Below are 23,335 nucleotides of genomic sequence, written 5' to 3' on the forward strand. Positions count from 1 at the left end.
GAGTAAAGTGGCTTTTGGTATATGAAAAGGTGGGAAAGAATGATATTAATAATAAATCTTAATGCATCAGTTGACAAAAGGTATGAACTTCAAGATATAAAAAAAGGTACTGTAATGAGGGCTAAAACTATAGAAAACACACCAGGGGGGAAAGGTATACATGTAGCTAATGTTGCTACTATATTGCAAGAAGATTGCTTAGTTACAGGATTTTTAGGGGGAAAAACTGGAGAATTTATAAAAGATAAGCTTAAATGTTACAACATAAAGAATGACTTTGTGGATATAAAAGAGGATACTAGAGAATGTTTGGCTTTTACAACAGATGATTTAATTCAAACTGAAATTTTAGAGCCAGGGCCTAATGTAACTGAAGATGAGAGGGAAAGTTTTTTTAATAAGTATAATTCTCTTATAGATAAGAGTACAATAGTTGTAGCATCAGGTAGTGTACCTAGAAATATAGAAGATAGTTTTTATAAAGAGTTAATAAAAATAGCAAACGCTAAGGGAAAAAAATTTTTATTAGATACAAGTGGAGAATTATTGAAAAAAGGAATAGAAGAGAAACCATATTTTATAAAGCCAAATAAAGATGAGATAGAGTCTTTTACAGGCAGAAGTATAAAGTCGGATGAGGATGTAATTTCGGAAATTAGAAGATTTCAGGAGATTGGAATAAAGTTGGTTGTAATATCATTAGGTGCTGAAGGTTCAATAGCAGGATATGATGGAAAATTTTATAAGACAACTTTTCAAAAGGTTAATGCAGTAAATACTGTGGGTTCAGGTGACTCTTATGTTGCAGGAGTAGCTATTGCTTTAAATAGAGGTTATGATATCAAAAAACTATTAAAATTAGCTTCAGCTTGTGGAACTGCTAACTCTCTTGAGAAGGAAACTGGTTTTGTGAAGGAAGAGATAGTTCTTGATTTAATGAATAAAGTAAATGTAGAAGAGATTGGTTAATAATAGATTTATGAGCATTGAAAGTAATTTGGTGCTCATAAATTTATTTTTTTTAATTAGTTAAGTAGAGGGATTAGATTTATTTAATGAAAAAGGTTATAATTGTAAAAAATAATAAAATAAATTATTTTTAAAATATAGAAAGTAGGTAAAAGTTATGAATAATGATATGTATAAAATATTAGCAAATGGAGTTAAAATGCCGTCTATTGGTTTTGGAACTTATAAATTAATAGATAAAGTAGAAACTGTAAATTGTATAAAAGAAGCAATAAAAATAGGGTATAGACAAATTGATGCGGCTTATTTTTATAAAAACGAAGATATAGTGGGAAGAGGAATAAAGGAAAGTGGAATTCAAAGGGAAGAGATATTTTTAGTAAGTAAGCTTTGGAATGATGAGCATGGTTATGAAAATGTTATGAAGGCTTTTAATAGATCACTAAAGAATTTAGGAGTTGATTATCTAGATCTTTATTTAATACATTGGCCTAATAAATTAAACAGTGATACATGGAGAGCATTTGAGGAACTTTATATGCAAGGAAAAGTAAAGGCGATTGGTGTTTGTAATTTTAAACAAGGACATTTAGAAGAACTTAAAAAAACTGCAAAAATAATGCCTATGGTAAATCAAATAGAGATACATCCAGGAAGGTCACAAAAAGACATGGTTAAATATTGTAAAGAAAATAATATTCAGCTTGTAGCATGGGGGCCTATAATGAGGGGAAAAATATTTGAAATTCCTCTACTTAATGAGTTAGCAAAAAAATATAATAAAAATGAGGCTCAAATAACTTTAAAATGGCATATTCAAAATGGTATAATACCTATTCCTAAATCATCTAATATAGAAAGAATTAAAGCTAATTTTAATATATTTGATTTTCAAATATCTAATGAAGATATTGAAAAGATAGACCTTTTAAATAGAGATGAAAATATATCAGGAATTCCTGAAAATACAACTTATTTAGATTTTTAATGGTGTTTTTATTACAATCATATGACGAATAATTTACAAAAATACTATTAAATGGTTTGTAAATTATTATAAAAAATAATGATTTTCTTTTATATTTTATCTTATTTTTTATAAAAAAATACTAAAAAGCAAATATTTTTATAAAATATAACAAATTATTATTGACAAACAATATGTGTAAATATATCATAGCATATATGGGTGAAATTACATTAAAAGGTCAATGGTATTCATATTGACAAAACATACAAAAATAAGATAAAGTGAGGGAAAAACATGCAAATAATCATAAGTCTGCTAGGAATAGTTGTATTATTAGGAATAATGTATTTATTGTCCTCTGATAGAAAAAATATTCCTTACAAGACTATAATAAAAGCACTTGTAATTCAGTTTATTATTGCTTTTTTACTTATTAGATTTCCAATTGGACAAGTAATAGTTGAGAAAATTTCAGACGTAGTAACACAAATTTTAAGTTATGGTAATGAAGGATTAAATTTTGTATTTGGTGGTCTTTCTGATGCGTCAATGCCTACTGGATTTATATTTGGAATACAAACACTTGGAAATATAATATTTGTATCAGCTTTGGTTTCAGCGTTATATTATTTAGGTGTAATAGGATTTATAGTTAAAATTATAGGAAAAGTTGTAGGTAAAATATTAGGTACAACTGAAGTTGAAAGTTTTGTTGCTGTTGCTAATATGTTTTTAGGACAAACAGAAAGTCCAGTATTGGTTAGTAAGTATTTAGGTAGAATGACTAACAGTGAAATTGTAGTTGTGTTAGTATCTGGAATGGGAAGTATGTCAGCTACAATAATTGGAGGGTATACTGCACTTGGAATACCAATGAAATATTTATTAATAGCAAGTGCACTAGTGCCAATTGGAAGTATTGCAATTGCTAAAATATTATTACCTGAATCAGAAAAGGATATGGTAAAATCTCTTGAAGAGGTTAGTGTTAGTATAGAAAAAGATTCTAATTCTAATCTTTTAGGAGCTATAGCAGATGGTGCTATGAGTGGATTACAAACAGTTTTAGCTATTGGAGCATCACTAATTGCAATAATTGGATTAGTTGCTTTGGTTAATGGATTTTTAGGTATATTCAATTTGAGCTTAGAACAAATATTCTCTTATATATTTGCACCTCTTGGATTTTTAATGGGTGTAGATAGCAATGAGATTCTTACAGCGGGACAGCTTTTAGGAAGCAAATTGGTATTGAATGAATTTGTTGCATTTCAGCAATTAGGCTCAATATTTGCAACTTTAGGAGAGAGAACTCAAATGGTGCTTTCAATTGCTCTTGCAGGTTTTGCTAATATATCAAGTATCGGAATATGTATATCAGGTATTGCGGCACTTTGTCCTGAAAAGAAAAATACTCTTGCAAAATTAGCTTTTAAATCAATGATTGGTGGATTTGCAGTTAGTATATTAAGTGCTATGATAGTTGGAATAGTATTTTAAAATTAAAATTGTGTTATAAATATTAGGTATGGGACTTATTAAATAAATTTATTTAATAAGTCCCTTTTCCTAATAAATTATATTCTATATAATTTCTAGATTGTATAGTATAATAAAATGTATTAGTATATTAGTATTTTAATTTGTAAATTACTAGGAGGAAATAGGATTGATACTTTATGAAAAATTAAATAAGGAAACTAGCAAAGAGTATGCTTATAGAGTATTGAAAGATAATATAATGTCTTTAGAATTAAAGCCAGGAGATTTATTAAGTGAAACAGAATTGTCTAAAGTTCTTAATTTATCTAGAACTCCTATAAGAGAGGTTATAATGAAATTAAAGTCAGAATATCTGATTGAAGTAAAACCTCAATCAGGAACTTATGTGGCTAAAATAGATTGGAATTTAATAGATGAAGCTATTTTTATGAGATATTTTTTAGAAAAAGAAGTTCTTAAAGAAGCCTGTATTAATTTTAATGAAAATAATTTAATTGATATGGAAAAATGTCTTTTTGCACAACAACTTATAGCAGATAAAGAAAATAATGAATTAGAATTTCATCATTTAGACAATGAATTTCATAGATTATTGTTTGAGGGAGTAAATAAAAAAAATATTTGGGAAGCAATAGGAAAAATAAGCACTCATTATAATAGAATGAGATTGTTAAATGAAATAAGCCAAGATAAAAATAAAATAATTAGCGAGCATACTAAATATCTAACAACAATAAAAAATAAAGATATAAATAGTGTAGACAATATTGTATTAGAGCATATAAAAAAATCAGCTGATTCTTGTAAGAAAAAAATACAGTATGAAGAAGGAGGATTATTTTTTAAATAATATTAAATTTGTGTATATTTACGATATATTTTTAAGCGTTTTAGTGAATAAATAAAGAACAACATGTTCATAATATTTAAAGACATGAAATTAAATTATTTTATGTGTGTTAATTTACTTGAGAAAGGAGAGCTACCTTATAAATGCTTTATAAAGTAGCAAAAATTTATTATGAAAGCACATGTTGATCAAGATACTTGTATAGGCTGTGGATTATGTCCTCAAATTTGTTCTGAAGTATTTGACTTAAATGATGATGGAAAGGCTTATGTAAAGGTGGAAAAAGTACCAAGTAATATGGAAAATGCAGCAACAGAAGCTCAAGAAAGTTGTCCTGTTGCAGCTATAACAGTAGATTAAACTTAAAATAAAAAGCTGTATTATAAATAAAAGATAATTAGGATATAATCCTAATTATTTTTTATTATATATTTTTTAAAAGATAATAAATAAGTTAGCTCTGGTTATTATATTATTTAGGAAGTTCAATTATAAAGCTTGTATTTTTATTTACTGTGCTTTGTACATAGATTTTACCCTTATGTTTTAAAACGATAGATTTAGCAATGGCTAATCCTAAGCCATAGCCACCTGTTTTTCGGTCTCTAGAGTTATCTGCTCTATAATATCTATCAAATATTTTTTCTAAATTTTCTTTAGCAATTCCCTGACCAGTGTTTTTTACAATGATTTTAACTTTATTTCTATCGACGAATAATTTTATAGATAATGTTCCATTTTTATTTGTATGTTTTATAGCATTATCCATGAGAATACTAAATAATCTTTTAAGATTTTCTTTATCACCATGTACAAAAACATCTTTTTTAATATCAGATTCTAAGTTTAAATTATTTTCATATATTATAGCATCAAACATAAGTATCATACTTTCAATTATTTTGCTAATATTTACGGGAAGCAAAATTATATTGCTTTCTTGAGCATCTAGTTTTGCTAAAGATAGCATCTCGTCTATAAGCTTTGACATTCTATCTATTTGAGAATTAATATAATTAATCCATTTAGCTTGATATTTAACACTGTCATCAGGATTACTAAGGATTAAAGATGTATTAGTTTTTATTATTGTAAGTGGAGTTTTAAGTTCATGAGAGGCATCTGCAATAAATTGTTTTTGTTTATCAAAGGCTTGTTTTATAGGTTGTATGGTTTTATTAGTTAGGTACACACTTATTATAAATAGAATGACTAAACTCAACAATCCAACTAATAAAAAGCTTTTAAGCAATTGATATAGGAAATTTTGATAATTTGATCTATCTACAAATACAATTCTAGTAATTTTAGTGTTTAAATTAATAGATTTTAAATATGAATAACTAGAGTCAGAAATAGTTACAATTCCTGAATTAACTTTGTTATTTAAAACTGCATGGGCTACATTTTTAAGAATAGTTTTATCAACTTCAGTATTAAATGATTGAGTTTGTTTCATTATATTGCCATTTTGATCAATTTCTAAAGCTATAAAAGTAGTGCTTGGATTAACTTTTGGAGCATTATAGATTAGAGAATATAATGTCGTTGATATTTCTCTATTCATATTAATGGAGGAGATTACAAATATGGTTCCAAATATAGCTATAAAAACAGTTGTCAATAAACTCATATTTATTAATAATAACTTAAACCTAAGCTTTTTAAACAAATGCTATTCCTCCAATCTATATCCAACTCTTCTTATGGTTGTTATTTTTACATGTGAATCAACATATGATAGTTTTTTTCTTAAAAAAGATATATAAACTTCTATATTGTTGTATTCAATTTCAGAATCAAATCCCCAAAGTTTAGTTATTAAGTCATCCTTACTCACTACTATTTTTGGTCTTTGCATAAAGTATTTTAGAATTTTAAATTCTTTAAGAGTTAAAGTTATAGAGGTGTCCCAAACTACCATTTCGTAAGTTAAAAGGTTAAGTTTAATGTCGCCAAATTCTAATATATTATCGTTTATAAAGTCTCCATTGCGTCTTGTAAGAGCACGGAGTCTTGCAAGAAGTTCTTCAGGAGAAAAAGGCTTTGCTAGATAATCATCAGCACCTGCATCTAAGCCTATAATTTTATCTTCAATAGTTCCTTTAGCTGTAAGCAATATTACAGGTTTTGATATACCATTTTTCCTTAAGCTTTTTAAAACGTCAAGACCATTCATTTTAGGAAGCATTATATCTAAAATAATTACATCATAAATATCAGTAAGCCCATAATTTAATCCATTTTCTCCATCTAACACAGCATCAACTGAATATTTGTTTTTTAAAAGTATTTCATATAGAGCTTCTGAAAGTTGTTTTTCATCTTCAACTAATAATATTTTCATTTTTTCCTCCTTAAAGTTAGATTTATGATATAAATTTTATCATGTTAAAATGACAATTTAATATTAATTTGTAAAAAATACACCTTTTAGTGATATTATCACAAAAGGTGTATTAAACATTAATTGGATTTATTCATTTTTCCAGCTTTTTGTGTTCCCATGGCTTTTAAATTAACGTTTGTTTCTATAGTTCCATATTCAGTAGAACTTTGAGTTCCATCTAATTGGGCTAGAACACTTGTAGTTCTATCATTTCCAAATAAAATCAAGTTTTCAATGGCAGTTTTATATTCACTATAAGAATAAAATGCTGTAGGATCATTTTTTATATAGTTTTCAATAAGGGTATCTAATTTATTTATTGTTTCTTCAAAATAGTTGTTATTAAAATAATTATCAGCAATTTCTTTTAAATAGTTGTGATATTTTTCTTTATATTCTGAAACTTCAAGAAGCTTAGATAATAGTGGATTATTTTCTAAAGAATCAGTTACAGGATTATCAATAGGAAAGTTTACAGCTTTTTCTGCACTAGATATATTAAATGCTGCAAAGGATAAATTATAATCCCATGGAAGGATTGACATTTGACTATTATTTTCATATATATAATAATTATGTTTAAATTGTCCAACATAGCTATCTAAATTCACTATAAAGGTATTAACAGCAAAATATCTTAAGACCTCATCTATATCTATATATTTTTCAAGATCAGTACCTTCATTTAAATTTTTTATTATGTTAATTAAAGTAATATAATCCTCCTCATTTGTATCTTTAAAAACAGCATTATCAAGAATATCTGAATAACTAGAAAATTCATCATCAGTATAAATAAGGTTAGCTCCAGATACTGTGCTTCCCATGGTTTTCTTCATATCTTCTGTTTGGGGAATTCTTTCGGGGGCGGAGTTTTTACTAGGAGGTTCTAAGCTTTCTGGAGTTTCATTATTGGATAAATCAAGATCCTCAGAAGCTTTATCATTTGGCATAGGAGCAACGTTGTTTTTATTACCTATGCTCATGCTCTCAACTTTATATAAGTTTCCATTTGAATTTCCGAAAGTTCTTTCTATAAATTCTTTTTCAATGGATTCAACAGCTAAATAAAGTCCTAAAGTTTCATCATTAATACTTATATTAGCATAAGAATAACCAGGGGTTTTAATTTGCATAGAATTTAGGATATCATAGGATAAATATTCTTTCATAGAAGTAGCATCACCAATGTTGCTATTTAAAACAAATTCTGTTAAGCCGTAAATATTTTTACCATCTACATATTTATCTGTTTTTATTTTAAAGCTATATCTGTCTGTTGTATCATCAGATGCAATAGTAGATAGGGAAGAATTACCTTTAGCTCTTATTCCGATATCTGTAAACTGTTCGCCGTTTATATAAATAGTAGCTTTATGATATTCTTTATCTTCTGCATTTTCTAATAAATCATTCCAATCCTCTTGGGATATTTCAAGATTAATAGATAGAACTGCTTCTTTATTAAATATTTTATTCATATACTCAAATTCAGATTCAGAGCTTTCTATGTCTGAATTTAATGTATCGACCTTTGAAGTTGTTTTTTTTACATCTAATTTTAAATTGTTGCTATATAAAAATAAAATGATTAGCATTAAAATTGTGGCAGAAGAAATTAATGCATATTTAATTTTTTTATTTTTCATAATTTGTTACCTTTCTTAAAGTTTGTTATTTTTAAATATAAGTTTTTTCTTCAATATTTAAAGTAAGAGATATTTTTAAGTTACCATTTCTACATCTTAATTCATCAATAAATTTTTTTTGGTTAACGTAAGTTTTTATGGTTATGGAATAATCAAGTTCAAATAAAGCACCAAAGTCTCTAGTTTTTATTTTGTTAAGAGTCCAAGAATCAGTATATTCATCTAATATTTCATCAAAAGTATCTTCATAATTTAAATTTTCAGGGATAATAATTCTAAGCAACATAGCTTTGTTCTTAGGTTTTGCAAAATTTATCATATCAAGACCTATGATTAAAGCGCAAAGAATAATAGTAAACATAATAGCATAACCTATATATCCCATACCACAGGTCAAACCAACTGCTAAGGTAAACAGTATATAAGATATATCTTTAGGTTCGCCTGGTGCACTTCTGAATCGAATTATTGAAAATGCTCCAGCTAAGCTAAATGCTCTTGCAACGTTGTTTCCAATTAGAAGAATAATGATTGCAATTATTACAGGAAGCATTACTAAAGTTAATGTGAACCCTTGATTGTAACCAGTTTTTTTATGGGTTTTCATATATAAAAAGCTAATTATAAAACCTAAAAAGATAGAAGATAAAATAACTATTAGTGAGTTTTGTAGAGTAAATGATTCACCAGTTGTTGTTGAAATTATTGTTTCTAACATATTTAATTAGCACCCCTTAATGTATAAAGATTTTCTTTATTTAAGCAATAATCCATATATTCATTACCATATTTTGAAAAATGAGTATTATAAATTTTAAGGTCAGATAAAATTTTAGTAAACCAAATGGGCATAGCTCCGAGGATTTTAACTTCCATTAAATATTTATTTTCACCTAGTATATTGTTTCCATAGCATTGAGATTCTAAAGATAAATCATTACGTCTTGTTAGTATTTCATAATCAAAAGTCAATCTAAAATCTCTATTATCCTTAGCAAAAAAAGCATTTCTAGTGTAAGATATGTAAACTCTAGGAGAAACATTATTTTTGCTTAAATAGTAGTGTATTTCATTTATTACCTGATTGTTTACATAATTAGTGCTCTGTGGTTTTTTGTTAAGGTATAGAAAATCATAGGCTTGTTTAAGGGTTAAAGATGCACGTCTTTTAGTTACAATACTGTTTATTTTCTTTTTAAGTTCTAAAAACACTGTATCGTCTAGATTGATAGATGAGTTATAACTTCTAAGTCTTAATTTTTCTTTGTAATAAGGTTTATTTATAGAATGTCTTATTACATCATCAGTTTCCGTATCAAAATATATATTGTAAATATTGTAATCCCCTTTTTTGCAAAATCCATCAAGTTCCATATACTTAAGAAGGCGTGGAATTAATTTATCGTATTGTTCTTTATTTAATATAAATTTTTTTTCATAACGTTTAAAAGAATTTAAAACCATTTGTTTACCTCCAAACCATTTATTTGATATTTTTATTATAAAATCTAAAGCTTAAATAAATCTTAAACTTTTGAAAAATTTTTCTTAAGTATTAGTGAATTTAAAATTGATATTAACAAATTGATTAAAAAATTCATATATAAATTAGGAGGTGATTATATGTGTGGAATAGTAGGATGGGTAGATTTAAATAATAATATAAAGACTAAACAATATATGGTTGAAAAAATGAGGGATACGTTAACTCCAAGAGGACCAGATTCTTATGGAATAAAAGCAACTAATAATGCTGTTTTAGGACATAGAAGACTTGCTATAGTTGACCTAAAAGGGGGACTTCAGCCTATGGTTAAAAATGTAAACAATAAAGAATATACAATTGTTTACAACGGAGAACTTTATAATACTGAAGAGGTAAGAAGTGATTTGGTGTCAAAAGGATATACATTTTCAAGTTATTCAGATACAGAAGTTTTACTAACTGCGTTTATAGAATATAGAGAGAAATGTGTTGATTATATAAATGGAATTTTTGCTTTTGGTATTTGGGATGAACAAAACAAGGAATTGTTTTTAGCAAGGGATCCTCTTGGAGTAAAGCCGTTATTTTATTCTATAAAAAATGATTCAATTTTATTTGCGTCAGAGATAAAGGCACTTTTAGCACATCCTATGATAGATTCAGTTGTTGATAAACAGGGAATTTTAGAGCTTATGGCTCTTAGTCCACAAAGAAACTTAGGAAGTGGTATATTTAAAGATATAAAAGAAGTTCCACCAGCTTTTTATATGACTTATAACAACAAAGGAGCACACCTTAAAGAATATTGGGTTTTAGAAGCTAAAGAGCATAAAGATGATGAAAAAACTACAATAAAAAAGCTTAGAGATTTATTAGTAGATGCTATAGAAAGGCAATTAGTAAGTGATGTTCCTGTATGTACATTTTTATCAGGTGGATTAGATTCAAGTTTCATATCTTATGTTGCTGCTAATACTTTTAAAAGGCAAGGAAAAGCTCCGCTAGATACATTTTCAATAGATTATGTGGATAATGAGAAATATTTTAAAGCGAATTTGTTTCAACCAAATTCAGATCCATATTGGGTTATAAAGATGAAGGATTATATAAAAAGTAATCATCATGGAATAATCTTGGACAATGTAGAGCTTGCAAAGGCTTTAAAAGAAGCTACGATAGCTAGTGATTTGCCTTTAATGGCAGATGTGGATTCGTCTCTTTATCTTTTTGCAAAGGAAATTAAAAAGACAGCAACGGTTGGTCTTTCAGGAGAATGTGCAGATGAGGTATTTTGTGGTTATCCCTGGTATACAAGAGATTACGAAAATATAGATATTTTTCCTTGGGCTGATTCAGTTGCTCATAGAAAAAATATTTTGGCAAAATCAATAAAGGATTTGCCAATAGAGGATTATGTAAAACAAGTTTGTAGTGATAGTTTAGCTAAGGTTCCTAAGTTAAAAGGGGAATCTAAAAAGGATGAAAAAATGAGAGAACTATTTTATTTAAATATAAAATGGTTTATGATAACACTTTTGAATAGGAAAGATAGAATGACTATGTCAAATAGTTTAGAAGTTAGAGTTCCTTTTGCAGATAAAAGGCTTGTTCAATATTCTTATAACATACCAGCTGCTATGAAGCTTTTAAATGGACGAGAAAAGGGGCTTTTAAGAGAAGCTACTAGAACTCTTTTGCCAGATGAAATAGTAGATAGAAAAAAGAGTCCATATCCAAAAACTCATCATCCTCTTTATACAGAAACAGTAAAAAATATGTTAAATAGTATAATAAAAAATAAAAATGCTAGAATATTAGAGCTTATAGATAAAGATGCTATAGAAAAAATAATAAACACAAATGGAAGTAGTTTCACAAAACCTTGGTTTGGACAACTTATGACAGGACCACAGGTTATGGCATATTTGATACAATTAGATACATGGCTTAATGAATATAATGTTAAATTAGATATATAAAAATAATAGATAGTATTAAATAATAGTTATATATGTTATTTGAATACTATCTTTTAATTTATTTAAAATATTTAATTATTATTAATTTTTAGTTTTGTTTGTACAGAAATATCATATATATTAAACTAATGGATTTCCATCATGATCTGTTGTAATAATGGAATCACAAAGAATAAGTATGCCTTCTATAAACCCCCAGATAGATGTAAGACCTAGAGAACAAATGCTAAGTAAAAGTTGCAAAAGACCAATTCCGAAATATCCTAAGTAAAATCTATGAATACCAAATCCACCTAAAAATATACCAAGAAGCCCTGCTAATATTTTAGATTTCCCTTGAACAGAGGGGTATAATTTTGGTAGCTTAATACCACAATTTGTACAAAAATCAGCTAACTCTTCAGTTTCACACCCACAGTTTGGACAATATTTATTTCCATGATTTTTTTTGACACCACAATATATACATACAGAAGATTTATCTTGCATTTCTTTACCACAATTTCTGCAAAACATAAAAAAACTCTCCTTATAAAATATACTATAAGTATATTAGAGAGTTTTTTACTATGTTACAAATTTAAAGAGATTTAATTTAAAATTTAAGAATACAGTTTAAATAGAAGGCACGCTTACTATTTTAGTTGCTGCTAACTGATTTAAGTTTAGCATTGTTGAAAAATTAATTTTTAATGAAGAACCATCAGTTTCAAAAGTGTTTACTTTTATGTTAGTTAAGTTACCAAACTTTAAAATAATATTAGCTTTAGAACTATCAACGGACATAAATGATTTATCACTTAAGTATTTAAATACTAAATCTTTAGGTATTTGTATAAAGCCTATGTTTCCTCTAACATAATGAACAACAGCTTGACCATTTTCTATTTGTGGAGTAAACACAAAATGAACTTCAAATGGAATGTCTAGATAATCAAATGTAGCGTAAACATTAATTTCATTATCAACAATTTTAACTTGTACACCAGTTATTTCTTTTAAAGTCGAGTTTGAAACATTTTGTAAAATTAAGATTATCATATCTGTTAAATTAGTATCTGAAATTTCCCCATCTGAGTTTAAAATTACTTGAGATAATGAAAAACTAGATTTGCTAGGAACAAAGTTTAAAACTGAACTATTTAAATTTACTGATGTATTAACACTAGTTACAGGAACTTTAGGAGCAAAATAGCTTTCGTAAGTAAAAAATAATCCTCCTAGTATGATGACAATTATTATTATAGGGATAATCAATATTTTCCGTTTAAATTTCTTTTTAGACATATAATATGTTCTCCTTATAAATTTTAAGTTTTTTTTTATTATAACATATAAAAAAGACAATTCTATATTCTAGAATTGTCTTTTACATTACTTTTACATTATCTCCACCATCGACTAAAAATTATATTGTTTTTTAGATCTATCAATTGATTAAGATTATTTTTAGGTAATAAAAATATAATAATAATTATTAATAAGACTATTCCTAGCAAGAGGTAAAATGTTTTTTTCATAAGTAGCCTCTAAAAAATATTTTAATTTATTATATTAGAGGGTTATGTAAAATATAACTTTTTTATTTAGTAGTAGGTGTTGAATCTGTTTTAGTAGCATTTGTAGCAGTAGTTGTTGTATTAGCTGATTTATCACTAGTATTGCTAGTTGATGCAGTATTAGAACTAGCTTGCTTATTTGTAGCTACTGTACTTGAGGTGTCAGATTTTGAAGTATCTGAACTTGCGCTATCATTACTTGTAGTGGATTTAGTTGTTGCAGTATTGTTATTTGTGTTAGCGCTTTTAGTACTATTAGTGTTTTGTGCAGATGAATCGTTATTAGATGTATTTGCAGAATTGCTAACATTTTTAGACGTATTATCAGCATTACTTGTTGTATTTTCTGTATTTCCAGTTGGGCTAGAAATGTTTGCACTTTTGTTTGTATTGGTAGTATTTGTAGTTTCTGAGCTAGTAGCTCCTGAGTTAGTAGCTGTTGAATTATTAACAGTTGAAGAATCTATCGAACTACTTACAGTTGTTGTATTATTAGCACTTGTCGCTTTAGTTGAAAATACATCAAATCCAAAATGTAATATAGCAACAATGACTGCTACTAATACTCCTATCATAACTTCTATTAATATTTTTTTCATAATCTATCTCCTATTCAAGCAACTTTAGTCAAATGTATGTCCACTAAGTAAGAATATAATAACTTTATACAAGTATGTCAATACGTAAATAAGAATTATTCACGCAATTTTAAGATATTTAAATTATTAGTATATATTTAATAGATAATACCTTAATTACTTTACAAAACCAAAAAAAATAATGTATTATAATTAAATATAATGTGTAATATTTTATGATTTTTAATTATTTTATACTATTTTATTTAAATCTCAGACATACTTGAGTTTTATATACTTAGGATTAAATATAGGAGTGAAAAATATGTTTTGTGATAATTGTGGAAATGAAGTAGAAAATGGTTCAAATTTTTGTCCAAAATGTGGTGCTAAATTTGAAACTAAAGATCAAAAAACATCTCCAAATGAAATTACAGGAGAATTAGATAGTGAAGAGGTTTTAAGACAAATCCTATTAAGTAAAAGTAATGAGGAAAATAATAAAGAAGATTTACCTCTTAATAAAGGAAAAAAATCTAAAAAGAAGAAAAGGGCAATAATAATTATAATAATTATAGCTATTATAGCAGGGGGAAGTTATGGTGTTATAAATTATACAAAAAAAATAGACACTCAAATATCAAAAGTAAATAGCGATATTAATAGTGGTAACTTAACAAAGGCTAATACAGATTTACAAGCTCTTGAGAATTTAGGAGGGCCGTTTGTTAAAGGAGAGGTTCAAACTTTAACTAAAAATATACAAGATGCTCAAAATTATGCACAAGATATTGAAGAAATTAATAATGCTATAGCAAATAAAGATACAGATAAAGCAACAAGTTTAATAAAGGAACTAGAGGGCAAAGATTTGCCTACAAATATACAGCAAGAATTAGCAAAGTGTACAAGTAATCTTACAACACTTATGACTCAAATAGAAAATGAAAATCTTACAAATGAAAAAGCTAAGATTGAGCAACAATTACAAGATGTAATAGGTTCAATAAGTTCAACAAGTTCAGGATATACTATATCTACAATGACACCAGAAGACTTAACTAATACTTTAAATCACTATTTTACAAATAGTGCAAAAAATACAAAAATCGTAATACTTACAGATGCACAATTAGCAGCTATTAACAACGCAAAAGGAAATGCAGATCTTCAAGATCAAATAAAGAGTAACTTACAAACTGATTATAGCGGAGCAACTGATTACATTGTTGGATACAATGCAGGAAATGAAAATAGTGTTCAAAAAACGACAATAACAGTTGATGGGGAACCTGCGTATATTGTTAAATATCAAAATATAAATGATATAGGAACAGATAAGTATGAAGTAACTTTTGTGAGTGCATCAGGAACAGTTTATACTGCTGAAGATATATATAATGCAATGAATAGCAATAAGTTATCTTCAGAAGGATATATATTTGGTTACAATGGATTCTTAAAAACTAAGCAAAGTATAGCAAATGATTTTAAAAATAGTGGATATAAGAGCAAGGATGGAATGTTAACATATTCTCCATCATAGTTTTAAAGTTAGATTTTATTTAAATAAAAATAGTATATTAATAAAGAGATTTATTAATATACTATTTTTTTAACACTTTTCAACAAAATATTTAAATAAGTTTAGCATTTTTTCATAGTTTTTAGTCAAAAGCTCAGGATGCCATTGAACTCCTATTATAAGTTCATCTGTTGTACTTTCAATAGCCTCTATAATTCCGTCTTTAGATAGTGCTGATACTTTAAAGTTTGGGGCTAAATCTTTAATTGCTAAATGGTGATAAGAATTTACTAAAGCCTTGTCTCCTAAAATTTCATAAAGAATGCTGTTTTTAAAAATAGATATAGAATGAGATGGAAAGGTTGGTTCACAGTCTTGCTCATGTTTTACATATGAATTGTTTATATAGGATAAGTCTTGATAAAGGGTTCCACCATTAAAGACATTAATAACTTGTATACCTCTACATATTCCTAAAATAGGGATTTGCTTTTTCATGGCTTTTTTAAGAAGGTAAAACTCATATAAATCTCTTTCGTTGCATACATATCCAAGCTTTTCTTTAGGCTCTTCATTAAAATTTAAAGGATTTATATCATACCCCCCAGTTAGAATTAATCCATCTATAATATCTATTTGAGAATCAATAATTGATAAATTATCTGTGTTTGGAAGGACTATAGGAGAAGCGCCAGCATCAATCACTGATTGAATATATTCATGAAACAGTCTTAATTGTTTAAAACCTTTAAGGGCACCTAGGTCATTTATTACAACATGAGATGATATTCCAATAATTTTTTTCTTCATTTGCTAACACCATTGCTTAAAATTAAAAAATTATAAATTTTAAGTCCTTTCTATAAATTTATATTATAATAATTTTTTAGTATATTTAAAATATAATATAAAAATATTGTTATACTTTAGTATATAATGCTTATTATGAAATTATCACCATTAAAATTTTGAAAGGCAAGATATTTAATAAAAGCTTAAAAGAGTAAATATCAAAGTTTTCATATTTACCCTTTATTAGAATTATTTTTTTCTATTTTCAAACCAATCTATTGTTTTTTCTTTTTGCTCTTTTGGTAAAATAGTATCAACGTGACTGTGTAGCCATGCTAAAGTTTTAGTATTAAGATAATTTTTCATTTTTTCTTCTGCTTCGAGCATAACTATTTTTATTGTGCAAGGGCAATCAGTATAGATTTTAGGTAAGTTGTTTTTATCTAAAAGTAAAGTATTTTGTCTTATTTCTGCACATTTAAATATGGGTTCTTTCCCCTCAATAGCTTCAACTACATCTAAAAAAGTTATATTTTCAGGAGTTTTACATAAAGTGTAGCCACCTTTAACGCCAGGAACTGACTTTACTATTTGAGCTTTGCTAAGTTTTGCAAAAACTTTTGCAAGATATGATTCTGATACGCCTTGAAATGTAGCTAAATCTTTAATTCCTACCGTTTCATTTTCTTTAATATCAACCATATATAATAAGCAATGAAGAGCATATTCTATTCCTATTGAAAGTTTCATATGTTCATCTCTCTTTCTTTTAATTTTTATTATATTAAATATAACATTGCAAGAATGTGGGGTAAAGTTAATTTGTTATATTAAATTAAAATTTGACAATATTAAAAATATGTAATAAACTAATTAAAGACAAATATTATCTACGATAAATAGTATCTTTAATTAGTTCGTTAATGAAAATTTTAGTATATAAGGAGAGATTGAAAATATGTTAACAGAAAAATTTCTTGAAGTTATAAGCCATGAGGGTGTTGTATCTATTATTTCTTGGGGCAAAGGAGAACCACATGTGGTAAATACTTGGAATTCATATCTTACACTAACAAAAGATAATAAAATATTAATTCCAGCAGCTGGAATGGTAAAAACAGAAGCTAATATTAAAGAAAACAATAAAGTTAAAATGACTTTAGGAAGTAAAGAAGTTCAAGGACATTTCACTCAAGGTGCTGGTTTTAGACTTGAAGGGACTGTAAAATTCATATCTTCAGGTGAAGAATATGATATGATGAAAGAAAAATTTCCATTCTTAACTAGGGTTTTAGAAATAACTCTAACTGAAGTTAAACAAACTTTGTAATATTTATAATAAACAAAAAAACAGATTTTCATATTAAAATGGAAATCTGTTTTTTTATTATTGTTATGTAAACTATGAAGATAATTTTTCCAAATCTAGTATGGCATTATAAATCATATCTTTTGTTAATTCATAAGGAACGTGTTTTATATCTTCTGTTTCAATAGCCTTGTCCAAAATTTTAGGAATATCACAATTTTTAACTTCAATATCTTTTAGGCATGTTGGAAGACCTATGCTTTTGTTAAATTTGTATATCTTATCTCGGTTTTTATAATCTTTAATACATGTAAGCATGACCAAAACGCCATAAGAAACTACTTCACCATGAAGATGATTTTTTTCTATTTCATGTATGGTTGTATATCCATAATATATAGAGTGGGCAAGGCAACTATTATAGTCAGGATCAACGAGAACTGATACTAATCCAGTAGTTATTATTATATTTAATATAACCTCTTCTAATTCTTTTGAAACCCTATTTTCCTTAGCATCATTAAAAGCTTTTTGACCATATTTTAAAAGTGGTTCACAGCAATTTTTAGCAATACTTACTCCTAAAACATTAGAATGGGTAAGAACATCACCCTTAGAAGAAAAAGTGCATTCGAATTCTTTAGATAAAGCGTCTCCAATACCAGCCCAAATAAATTTAGTTGGTGCTTCACTTATTATTTTTGTGTTTATAAAGCAGTGAAGAGGAGACCTTTTTGGAAAATAATAATCTTTAAAGGTATGATCTTCACTATACATTACAGAAATTTTTGTTATAGGAGCACAGTTTGATGCTATTGTGGGAAAAGTAAAAAGTGGTTTATTTAGTTTATCACTTAAAACTTTATTTGTATCAATGCTTCTTCCACCACCAACTGCAAATATCATATCAGCTTCATTTACTTTTTTATTATTTTTAAGTCTTTCAACATTTTCATATGTGGCATCACTACCAAACCATAAAAAATCTAATATTTCTATATTTGAATTTTTAAGTCCATCTAATAAAAGATTTTTAGATTTTTCTATGGCAGTTTCTCCACCGATTACTATTGCTTTTTTACCATAAGATTTACAAATAGCATCTATTTCATTATAAACATTATCTCCTATGCTATAACTTGGTAAAAATACATTGTTACTCATAATATTTCCTCCTTAGCTCTTCTTTTGTTTTATTTAAAACCTATATTAAGTTTACACCTTTATCCAAAACTTTTCCAATGGAGTCATTAATAATTAAAGTTGCTTTAGAGTCAGCAGAAGTTGAGCTTTTGTTAATTAAAACAAGATTCTTACCTCTAAAATAATCAATAAGTCCAGCAGCAGGGTAGACAACAAGAGAAGTACCTCCAATTATTAAAGTATCAGCTTTTTTTATAGCATCTATGGCTCCTCTTATTATATTATCATCTAGTCCTTCTTCATATAAAACAACGTCAGGTTTAACACTTCCACCACACTTAGTACAAGTAGGAATATCCTTTGATTCTAGAATAAATTTTTCATCATAAAAAGCATGACATTTTACACAATAATTTCTAAGGACTGAGCCATGAAGTTCAAAAACATTTTTAGAACCAGCTTTTTGATGAAGTCCATCAATATTTTGAGTAACTATGGCTTTAAGTTTTCCTAAACTTTCAAGCTTAGCAAGGGCAATATGTCCTTTATTTGGTTTAGCTTCAGGGTAAATTAATTTTTCTTTATAAAAATTAAAAAATTCTTTTGGATATCTAATATAAAATGAGTGAGATACTAGTTGCTCAGGGGTAAAGGTCATATTAAGTTTTTCATTAAATAAACCGTTTGAGCTTCTAAAGTCAGGTATTCCAGATTCTGTACTCATTCCAGCTCCACCAAAGAAAACTATATTTTCGCTTTCTCTTAAGATTTTAGCTAATTGTTCTATTTTATTATCCATAAAATCATCTCCAAATTATATTTTAACAGTTTTATTATTGCATAATTATATATAAAAATGAAAATTAAATTTTAATACTGTATATTAGAATCAACAATTTCTTTAACTGTTATATGTTCATTTTTAAATCTAGCTTCTGGATTTTTTTCTTTTTTTAATTTTATTGCTTTTTTAGGGCAAAGATTTATACAGGATAAGCAAAATTCACAGTTTGAACCATAGTTAGGCTTTATGCCTTTTTCTTTGTCAATTGATATATTTTGTCTTGGACACACCTTTACACATGTTTTGCAAAAAATACAATCATCAGTAACTAAAAATTTTTTTGGAGAAGTAAAAAGAGGAAGTAATTTAGAGCCACTATTTGTTAACAATGCGTCTAATGATGTTCCTGAGTGTATTTTTTTAGTGTTGTTATTTATATCACTTATTAGTTTATTTAAATTATAATCTATATTTTTTTCTCTTAGTTTTTGTTTTTCAATATCAAATATAGGTAAATAATTATCAACCATTAAAAGACTATTGGCATAGACTATATTTATATTGTGTTTTTTTGCATATTTAGAGAAGTGAGCACAGGCATTTGCAATTGTATTTCCGTAAGTTAAGATAGTAAAAATATAAGGACTTTTAAGAGTTACTTTTTCTATAAATTCACGAACAATTTTAGGGGTAGATAGTCCATAGCATGGAAATATAATTCCTATCTTTTCATCTTCAAAGGTAAGAGTATTATTCTTTAGAGCTTGAGGAATAGATATAAGTTCTCCACCAACTTTTTTAGCTACATATAAACTATTTCCTGTTGCTGTAAAATAAAATATTTTCATAAATAAAATCTCCTAATCTATAATAAATAATTTAATATTTTAGTTATTATTTTATCACTTAATCAGATGTATTAAAAATGATGAAAATAATTATAATATTAAGTATTGACATAGAGTTAACTTTAGGGTGTATTCTTTTATTAGAGAAGTTTTACTTCTTTTAAATAAACACAATTAACTATCAATTTGAATATATAAAAATAATTTATTTTAATTTGTAGGAGGGAATATATGTTATTAGATTTTACTTATTACAATCCAACCAAAATACATTTTGGAAAAAATTCTTTAGATATGTTAAAAGATGAGCTTAAAAATTATGGGGAAACTGTTCTTTTAACTTATGGAAGAAATTCTATTAAAAAAATTGGTTTATATGATAATCTTATAAATATTTTAAATGAAAGCGGAAAAAAAGTTGTAGAGTTACCTGGAGTTATGTCAAATCCAACTTATAACAAGGTATTAGAAGGAGCAAAACTTGTTCGTGATAATAATGTTGATCTTATTTTAGCAGTTGGTGGTGGATCTGTAATAGACTGTGCTAAAGCAATTTCAGTTTCAGCTTACTGTAAAGAAGATGCATTCAAAAAGTATTGGATAAATTTTGAAGAGGTTAGCAATAAAATTGTACCGGTAGGATCAGTTTTAACAATGGTTGGTACAGGTTCAGAAATGAATGGTGGATCTGTTATAACACATGAAGAATTAAAACTTAAAAATGGTAGAGTTTTCCCAGCGGAAGTATATCCTAAATTCTCTATATTAAACCCAGAATATACATTCTCAGTTCCAGAATATCAAATGATTAGTGGTGTTTTTGATATTATGTCTCATTTAATGGAACAATATTTTTCAGGAACTGATAATAATACAACAGATTATGTAATTGAAGGACTTCTTCGTTCTGTAATTGATAATGCAAGAGTTGCACTTAAAAATCCAACGGATTATGAAGCAAGAAGTAACATTATGTGGAGTGCAACACTAGCTCTTAATACAATGGCTGGATTATCAAAAACAGAAGACTGGGAAGTTCATATGATAGAACATCAAGTAGGAGCTTATACAGATTGTGCTCATGGTATGGGACTTGCAACAATATCAATTCCTTACTATCGTCATATCTATTCTTATGGTTTAGATAAATTTGTTAGATTTGCAAAAGAAGTATGGAATGTACAAACTGAAGGAAAAACTAAAGATGAAATTGCACAAGAGGGACTTTCATGCTTAGAAGCATTTATTAAGGAATGCGGTATGGTTACTTCTCTTAGAGAACTTGGAGCGACAAAAGAAATGTTGCCACTTATCGCAAATTCTACAATATTATTAGATAGTGGATATAAAAAACTTACTGCACAAGAAGTTTTAGAAATTTTAGAAAAGTGTTATTAAAATAAAAAATAACTTTTAAAGCTTAATAAATCCTCGAAAATTCAAGGTTTTCGAGGATTTATTATATTATATTTTTTGAACATTTACAGCCATAGGACCTTTTGCACCATCTTCTATATAAAATGTTACATTCCTTAAAAAATATTTTACTAAGTTATTATTAACAAAAACATGTAATTTTAAACATAAAATCTTTAGTTATACTTATAAAATTATTGTGCTATAATATAAAATTGTTAACAAATAATTAAATATGAGAAGAGGTCTTATAAAAAATGAAAAAGGTTTTACAGTCAGTTCAATGGATGGCATTTATAGTATTAGCTAATGTTGTGTATCCTTTAGCGGTTGGACAAGGTTTTAATTTAACCTCACATGATACTATGATGTTTATTCAAAGAACTATATTTATGTTAGGGGTAGCAGCTATAATTCAGCTATTTTTTGGACATAAATTGTACATAAGTGAAGTTCCATCAGGACTTTGGTTTGGAATATTTTTAATTTATGCTGGAATAGGTCAATCTATTTTTGGAAGTAATGTTGACACTTTAAGAGTTATAACATTTTCTATAATAGCCGCTGGAGTTATTATTATGCTTATAAGCGTATTTGGACTTATGGATAAGCTTTTGGTTTTATTTAGTCCAAGAGTGCTTGCGACATTTATGATACTTTTAGTAGCAGAACTTTCTATGGACTTTGTAAAAGGTTTATGTGGAATTGGATATTTAGGAAATACTATATCAATTCCTGTTTTAACATGTTCAGTATCGTTAGTAATTTTATCTCTTATACTTAGAAAAATTAAAAAAATTGCTCCATATTCATTTATGGTAGTTATAATAGTTGGTTGGGCATTATTTTATGTGTTAGGCTTAACTAAGCCTATGGCAAAAGTAGATACATTTTTTCAATTACCAACGCCTTTCCCATTTGGAATGCCAATAGCAAATCTTAGTATGATACCTTCTATAATAGTTGCAGTATTTATTTTAATAAGTACTATGCTTGCTTCAATAAAGGTAATAAAGGCAATTTTAGAAAAACATAATAAAACAACTTATGATGTTAGTATAAAACGTTCAGGTGTTATTATGGGGCTTAACCAAGTTTTAAGTGGTATATTTTTATCAACAGCAGGAATAACTGCAATATCAATATCATCATTTATAGACCAAACAAAATCTACTAAAAAAAATACATTTTTAATAGGTAATATTTTAGTTATAATAGTAAGCTTAATAACACCTATAATGGCATTTTTTACAACACTTCCAACACCAGTAGCATATGCAGCTATTTTTACTATATTTAGTGCTATGTTTGGAACAGCTATAAAAGAGCTTGAAAATGTTAAAAATAAAAAAGATATGTATTTTTCTGTCGGCATACCTATATTCGCTGGTATAGGAATAATGGGACTTCCTAAAACAGCTTTTGCAAATATGCCAAGCTCTGTTACAATTCTTTTAAGTAATGGTTTAGTTGTTGGAATTATTTTAGCTTTTATCATAGAAATAATGATACTTATAAAAAATAAAAGAAATAAAGTGCAAAATAGTTAATTAAATGATTAAATTTGTTGTATAATGATTGTATAT

23 protein-coding genes are annotated in these 23,335 nt (G+C 27.0%); 10 read left to right on the forward strand and 13 right to left on the reverse strand.

What is annotated here, in order from left to right:
• The first annotated feature begins 39 nt into the window (after window positions 1-39).
• The 5 genes from HH195_RS03335 (at window position 40) to HH195_RS03355 (ending at window position 4,652) form a co-directional block, all read left to right on the forward strand.
• Window positions 40-969: a 1-phosphofructokinase family hexose kinase gene (locus HH195_RS03335; RefSeq protein WP_196371568.1), complete on the forward strand. Its 930-nt coding sequence runs from the start codon at window positions 40-42 to the stop codon at window positions 967-969.
• A 157-nt stretch (window positions 970-1,126) separates the two neighbouring features.
• Window positions 1,127-1,957, forward strand: a complete 831-nt coding sequence (locus HH195_RS03340; protein WP_196371569.1) for an aldo/keto reductase — start codon at window positions 1,127-1,129, stop codon at window positions 1,955-1,957.
• 276 nt (window positions 1,958-2,233) lie between these two features.
• Entirely contained in the window at window positions 2,234-3,439 is a 1,206-nt protein-coding gene (locus HH195_RS03345; RefSeq protein ID WP_196371570.1) for a NupC/NupG family nucleoside CNT transporter, read from the forward strand.
• 169 nt (window positions 3,440-3,608) lie between these two features.
• Window positions 3,609-4,292 (forward strand): GntR family transcriptional regulator, encoded by a 684-nt coding sequence (locus HH195_RS03350; protein WP_055258078.1) that lies wholly within the window; start codon window positions 3,609-3,611, stop codon window positions 4,290-4,292.
• Between the two features lie 171 nt (window positions 4,293-4,463).
• On the forward strand, window positions 4,464-4,652 hold the full coding sequence (locus HH195_RS03355) for a ferredoxin (RefSeq protein WP_196371571.1): 189 nt from the start codon (window positions 4,464-4,466) through the stop codon (window positions 4,650-4,652).
• 112 nt (window positions 4,653-4,764) lie between these two features.
• Here the strand turns inward: HH195_RS03355 and HH195_RS03360 are convergent, their stop codons facing one another.
• The 5 genes from HH195_RS03360 to HH195_RS03380 all read right to left on the reverse strand — a co-directional run bounded on the left by HH195_RS03360 (window position 4,765) and on the right by HH195_RS03380 (window position 9,794).
• Complete coding sequence (locus tag HH195_RS03360; protein ID WP_243278537.1) at window positions 4,765-5,859, reverse strand: sensor histidine kinase; 1,095 nt, start codon at window positions 5,857-5,859, stop codon at window positions 4,765-4,767.
• A gap of 108 nt (window positions 5,860-5,967) precedes the next feature.
• Window positions 5,968-6,639 carry a response regulator transcription factor gene (locus tag HH195_RS03365; protein WP_196371573.1) on the reverse strand — a complete coding sequence of 224 codons (672 nt, stop codon included), beginning with the start codon at window positions 6,637-6,639 and terminating at the stop codon, window positions 5,968-5,970.
• Between the two features lie 119 nt (window positions 6,640-6,758).
• Window positions 6,759-8,330: a CotH kinase family protein gene (locus HH195_RS03370; protein WP_196371574.1), complete on the reverse strand. Its 1,572-nt coding sequence runs from the start codon at window positions 8,328-8,330 to the stop codon at window positions 6,759-6,761.
• 31 nt (window positions 8,331-8,361) lie between these two features.
• Complete coding sequence (locus HH195_RS03375) at window positions 8,362-9,048, reverse strand: DUF4956 domain-containing protein (RefSeq protein ID WP_196371575.1); 687 nt, start codon at window positions 9,046-9,048, stop codon at window positions 8,362-8,364.
• 2 nt (window positions 9,049-9,050) lie between these two features.
• Window positions 9,051-9,794 (reverse strand): polyphosphate polymerase domain-containing protein, encoded by a 744-nt coding sequence (locus HH195_RS03380; protein WP_196371576.1) that lies wholly within the window; start codon window positions 9,792-9,794, stop codon window positions 9,051-9,053.
• Window positions 9,795-9,953: 159 nt separating this feature from the next.
• Between HH195_RS03380 and asnB the strand changes: the two genes are divergently transcribed.
• Entirely contained in the window at window positions 9,954-11,795 is a 1,842-nt protein-coding gene (asnB, locus tag HH195_RS03385) for an asparagine synthase (glutamine-hydrolyzing) (RefSeq protein WP_196371577.1), read from the forward strand.
• Window positions 11,796-11,915: 120 nt separating this feature from the next.
• Here the strand turns inward: asnB and HH195_RS03390 are convergent, their stop codons facing one another.
• From HH195_RS03390 to HH195_RS03400, 3 genes are all read right to left on the reverse strand, one after another.
• Window positions 11,916-12,311: a TM2 domain-containing protein gene (locus tag HH195_RS03390; RefSeq protein ID WP_196371578.1), complete on the reverse strand. Its 396-nt coding sequence runs from the start codon at window positions 12,309-12,311 to the stop codon at window positions 11,916-11,918.
• Between the two features lie 99 nt (window positions 12,312-12,410).
• A complete protein-coding gene (locus tag HH195_RS03395; RefSeq protein ID WP_196371579.1) occupies window positions 12,411-13,082 on the reverse strand; it encodes a hypothetical protein in 672 nt (223 codons plus the stop codon).
• A 295-nt stretch (window positions 13,083-13,377) separates the two neighbouring features.
• Window positions 13,378-13,953, reverse strand: a complete 576-nt coding sequence (locus tag HH195_RS03400) for a hypothetical protein (protein WP_196371580.1) — start codon at window positions 13,951-13,953, stop codon at window positions 13,378-13,380.
• Between the two features lie 304 nt (window positions 13,954-14,257).
• Here HH195_RS03400 and HH195_RS03405 point away from each other — a divergent pair, with 304 nt between their 5' ends.
• Window positions 14,258-15,478: a zinc ribbon domain-containing protein gene (locus HH195_RS03405; protein ID WP_196371581.1), complete on the forward strand. Its 1,221-nt coding sequence runs from the start codon at window positions 14,258-14,260 to the stop codon at window positions 15,476-15,478.
• A 69-nt stretch (window positions 15,479-15,547) separates the two neighbouring features.
• Here HH195_RS03405 and HH195_RS03410 read toward each other — a convergent pair whose 3' ends face one another.
• Both HH195_RS03410 and HH195_RS03415 read right to left on the reverse strand, forming a co-directional pair.
• Window positions 15,548-16,267, reverse strand: a complete 720-nt coding sequence (locus tag HH195_RS03410) for a gamma-glutamyl-gamma-aminobutyrate hydrolase family protein (protein ID WP_055258065.1) — start codon at window positions 16,265-16,267, stop codon at window positions 15,548-15,550.
• A gap of 231 nt (window positions 16,268-16,498) precedes the next feature.
• Window positions 16,499-16,999, reverse strand: a complete 501-nt coding sequence (locus tag HH195_RS03415; RefSeq protein ID WP_196371582.1) for an RrF2 family transcriptional regulator — start codon at window positions 16,997-16,999, stop codon at window positions 16,499-16,501.
• Between the two features lie 208 nt (window positions 17,000-17,207).
• Between HH195_RS03415 and HH195_RS03420 the strand changes: the two genes are divergently transcribed.
• Complete coding sequence (locus HH195_RS03420) at window positions 17,208-17,579, forward strand: pyridoxamine 5'-phosphate oxidase family protein (RefSeq protein WP_196371583.1); 372 nt, start codon at window positions 17,208-17,210, stop codon at window positions 17,577-17,579.
• A gap of 72 nt (window positions 17,580-17,651) precedes the next feature.
• Here the strand turns inward: HH195_RS03420 and HH195_RS03425 are convergent, their stop codons facing one another.
• The 3 genes from HH195_RS03425 to HH195_RS03435 form a co-directional block, all read right to left on the reverse strand.
• Complete coding sequence (locus HH195_RS03425) at window positions 17,652-18,722, reverse strand: iron-containing alcohol dehydrogenase family protein (RefSeq protein ID WP_371811675.1); 1,071 nt, start codon at window positions 18,720-18,722, stop codon at window positions 17,652-17,654.
• A 40-nt stretch (window positions 18,723-18,762) separates the two neighbouring features.
• On the reverse strand, window positions 18,763-19,500 hold the full coding sequence (locus HH195_RS03430; protein ID WP_058993069.1) for an NAD-dependent protein deacylase: 738 nt from the start codon (window positions 19,498-19,500) through the stop codon (window positions 18,763-18,765).
• A 71-nt stretch (window positions 19,501-19,571) separates the two neighbouring features.
• A complete protein-coding gene (locus tag HH195_RS03435; RefSeq protein WP_196371584.1) occupies window positions 19,572-20,333 on the reverse strand; it encodes an EFR1 family ferrodoxin in 762 nt (253 codons plus the stop codon).
• A 231-nt stretch (window positions 20,334-20,564) separates the two neighbouring features.
• Here HH195_RS03435 and HH195_RS03440 point away from each other — a divergent pair, with 231 nt between their 5' ends.
• Together HH195_RS03440 and HH195_RS03445 are read left to right on the forward strand one after the other, a co-directional pair.
• Complete coding sequence (locus HH195_RS03440) at window positions 20,565-21,731, forward strand: iron-containing alcohol dehydrogenase (protein WP_196371585.1); 1,167 nt, start codon at window positions 20,565-20,567, stop codon at window positions 21,729-21,731.
• A 275-nt stretch (window positions 21,732-22,006) separates the two neighbouring features.
• Window positions 22,007-23,299: a purine/pyrimidine permease gene (locus HH195_RS03445; protein WP_196371586.1), complete on the forward strand. Its 1,293-nt coding sequence runs from the start codon at window positions 22,007-22,009 to the stop codon at window positions 23,297-23,299.
• Window positions 23,300-23,335 lie beyond the last annotated feature (36 nt).

The organism is Candidatus Sarcina troglodytae (genome assembly GCF_015708635.1).
Classification (GTDB): domain Bacteria; phylum Bacillota; class Clostridia; order Clostridiales; family Clostridiaceae; genus Sarcina; species Sarcina ventriculi.

Excerpts from the sequence above, each read along its gene's own strand:
- HH195_RS03335 (WP_196371568.1), top strand. The coding sequence starts at position 40 with ATGATATTAATAATAAATCTTAATGCATCAGTTGACAAAAGGTATGAA.
- HH195_RS03340 (WP_196371569.1), top strand. The coding sequence starts at position 1,127 with ATGAATAATGATATGTATAAAATATTAGCAAATGGAGTTAAAATGCCG.
- HH195_RS03345 (WP_196371570.1), top strand. The coding sequence starts at position 2,234 with ATGCAAATAATCATAAGTCTGCTAGGAATAGTTGTATTATTAGGAATA.
- HH195_RS03355 (WP_196371571.1), top strand. The coding sequence starts at position 4,464 with ATGAAAGCACATGTTGATCAAGATACTTGTATAGGCTGTGGATTATGT.
- HH195_RS03360 (WP_243278537.1), bottom strand. The coding sequence starts at position 5,859 with ATGAATAGAGAAATATCAACGACATTATATTCTCTAATCTATAATGCT.
- HH195_RS03365 (WP_196371573.1), bottom strand. The coding sequence starts at position 6,639 with ATGAAAATATTATTAGTTGAAGATGAAAAACAACTTTCAGAAGCTCTA.
- HH195_RS03370 (WP_196371574.1), bottom strand. The coding sequence starts at position 8,330 with ATGAAAAATAAAAAAATTAAATATGCATTAATTTCTTCTGCCACAATT.
- HH195_RS03375 (WP_196371575.1), bottom strand. The coding sequence starts at position 9,048 with ATGTTAGAAACAATAATTTCAACAACAACTGGTGAATCATTTACTCTA.
- HH195_RS03380 (WP_196371576.1), bottom strand. The coding sequence starts at position 9,794 with ATGGTTTTAAATTCTTTTAAACGTTATGAAAAAAAATTTATATTAAAT.
- asnB (WP_196371577.1), top strand. The coding sequence starts at position 9,954 with ATGTGTGGAATAGTAGGATGGGTAGATTTAAATAATAATATAAAGACT.
- HH195_RS03390 (WP_196371578.1), bottom strand. The coding sequence starts at position 12,311 with ATGTTTTGCAGAAATTGTGGTAAAGAAATGCAAGATAAATCTTCTGTA.
- HH195_RS03395 (WP_196371579.1), bottom strand. The coding sequence starts at position 13,082 with ATGTCTAAAAAGAAATTTAAACGGAAAATATTGATTATCCCTATAATA.
- HH195_RS03400 (WP_196371580.1), bottom strand. The coding sequence starts at position 13,953 with ATGAAAAAAATATTAATAGAAGTTATGATAGGAGTATTAGTAGCAGTC.
- HH195_RS03405 (WP_196371581.1), top strand. The coding sequence starts at position 14,258 with ATGTTTTGTGATAATTGTGGAAATGAAGTAGAAAATGGTTCAAATTTT.
- HH195_RS03410 (WP_055258065.1), bottom strand. The coding sequence starts at position 16,267 with ATGAAGAAAAAAATTATTGGAATATCATCTCATGTTGTAATAAATGAC.
- HH195_RS03415 (WP_196371582.1), bottom strand. The coding sequence starts at position 16,999 with ATGAAACTTTCAATAGGAATAGAATATGCTCTTCATTGCTTATTATAT.
- HH195_RS03420 (WP_196371583.1), top strand. The coding sequence starts at position 17,208 with ATGTTAACAGAAAAATTTCTTGAAGTTATAAGCCATGAGGGTGTTGTA.
- HH195_RS03425 (WP_371811675.1), bottom strand. The coding sequence starts at position 18,722 with ATGAGTAACAATGTATTTTTACCAAGTTATAGCATAGGAGATAATGTT.
- HH195_RS03430 (WP_058993069.1), bottom strand. The coding sequence starts at position 19,500 with ATGGATAATAAAATAGAACAATTAGCTAAAATCTTAAGAGAAAGCGAA.
- HH195_RS03435 (WP_196371584.1), bottom strand. The coding sequence starts at position 20,333 with ATGAAAATATTTTATTTTACAGCAACAGGAAATAGTTTATATGTAGCT.
- HH195_RS03440 (WP_196371585.1), top strand. The coding sequence starts at position 20,565 with ATGTTATTAGATTTTACTTATTACAATCCAACCAAAATACATTTTGGA.
- HH195_RS03445 (WP_196371586.1), top strand. The coding sequence starts at position 22,007 with ATGAAAAAGGTTTTACAGTCAGTTCAATGGATGGCATTTATAGTATTA.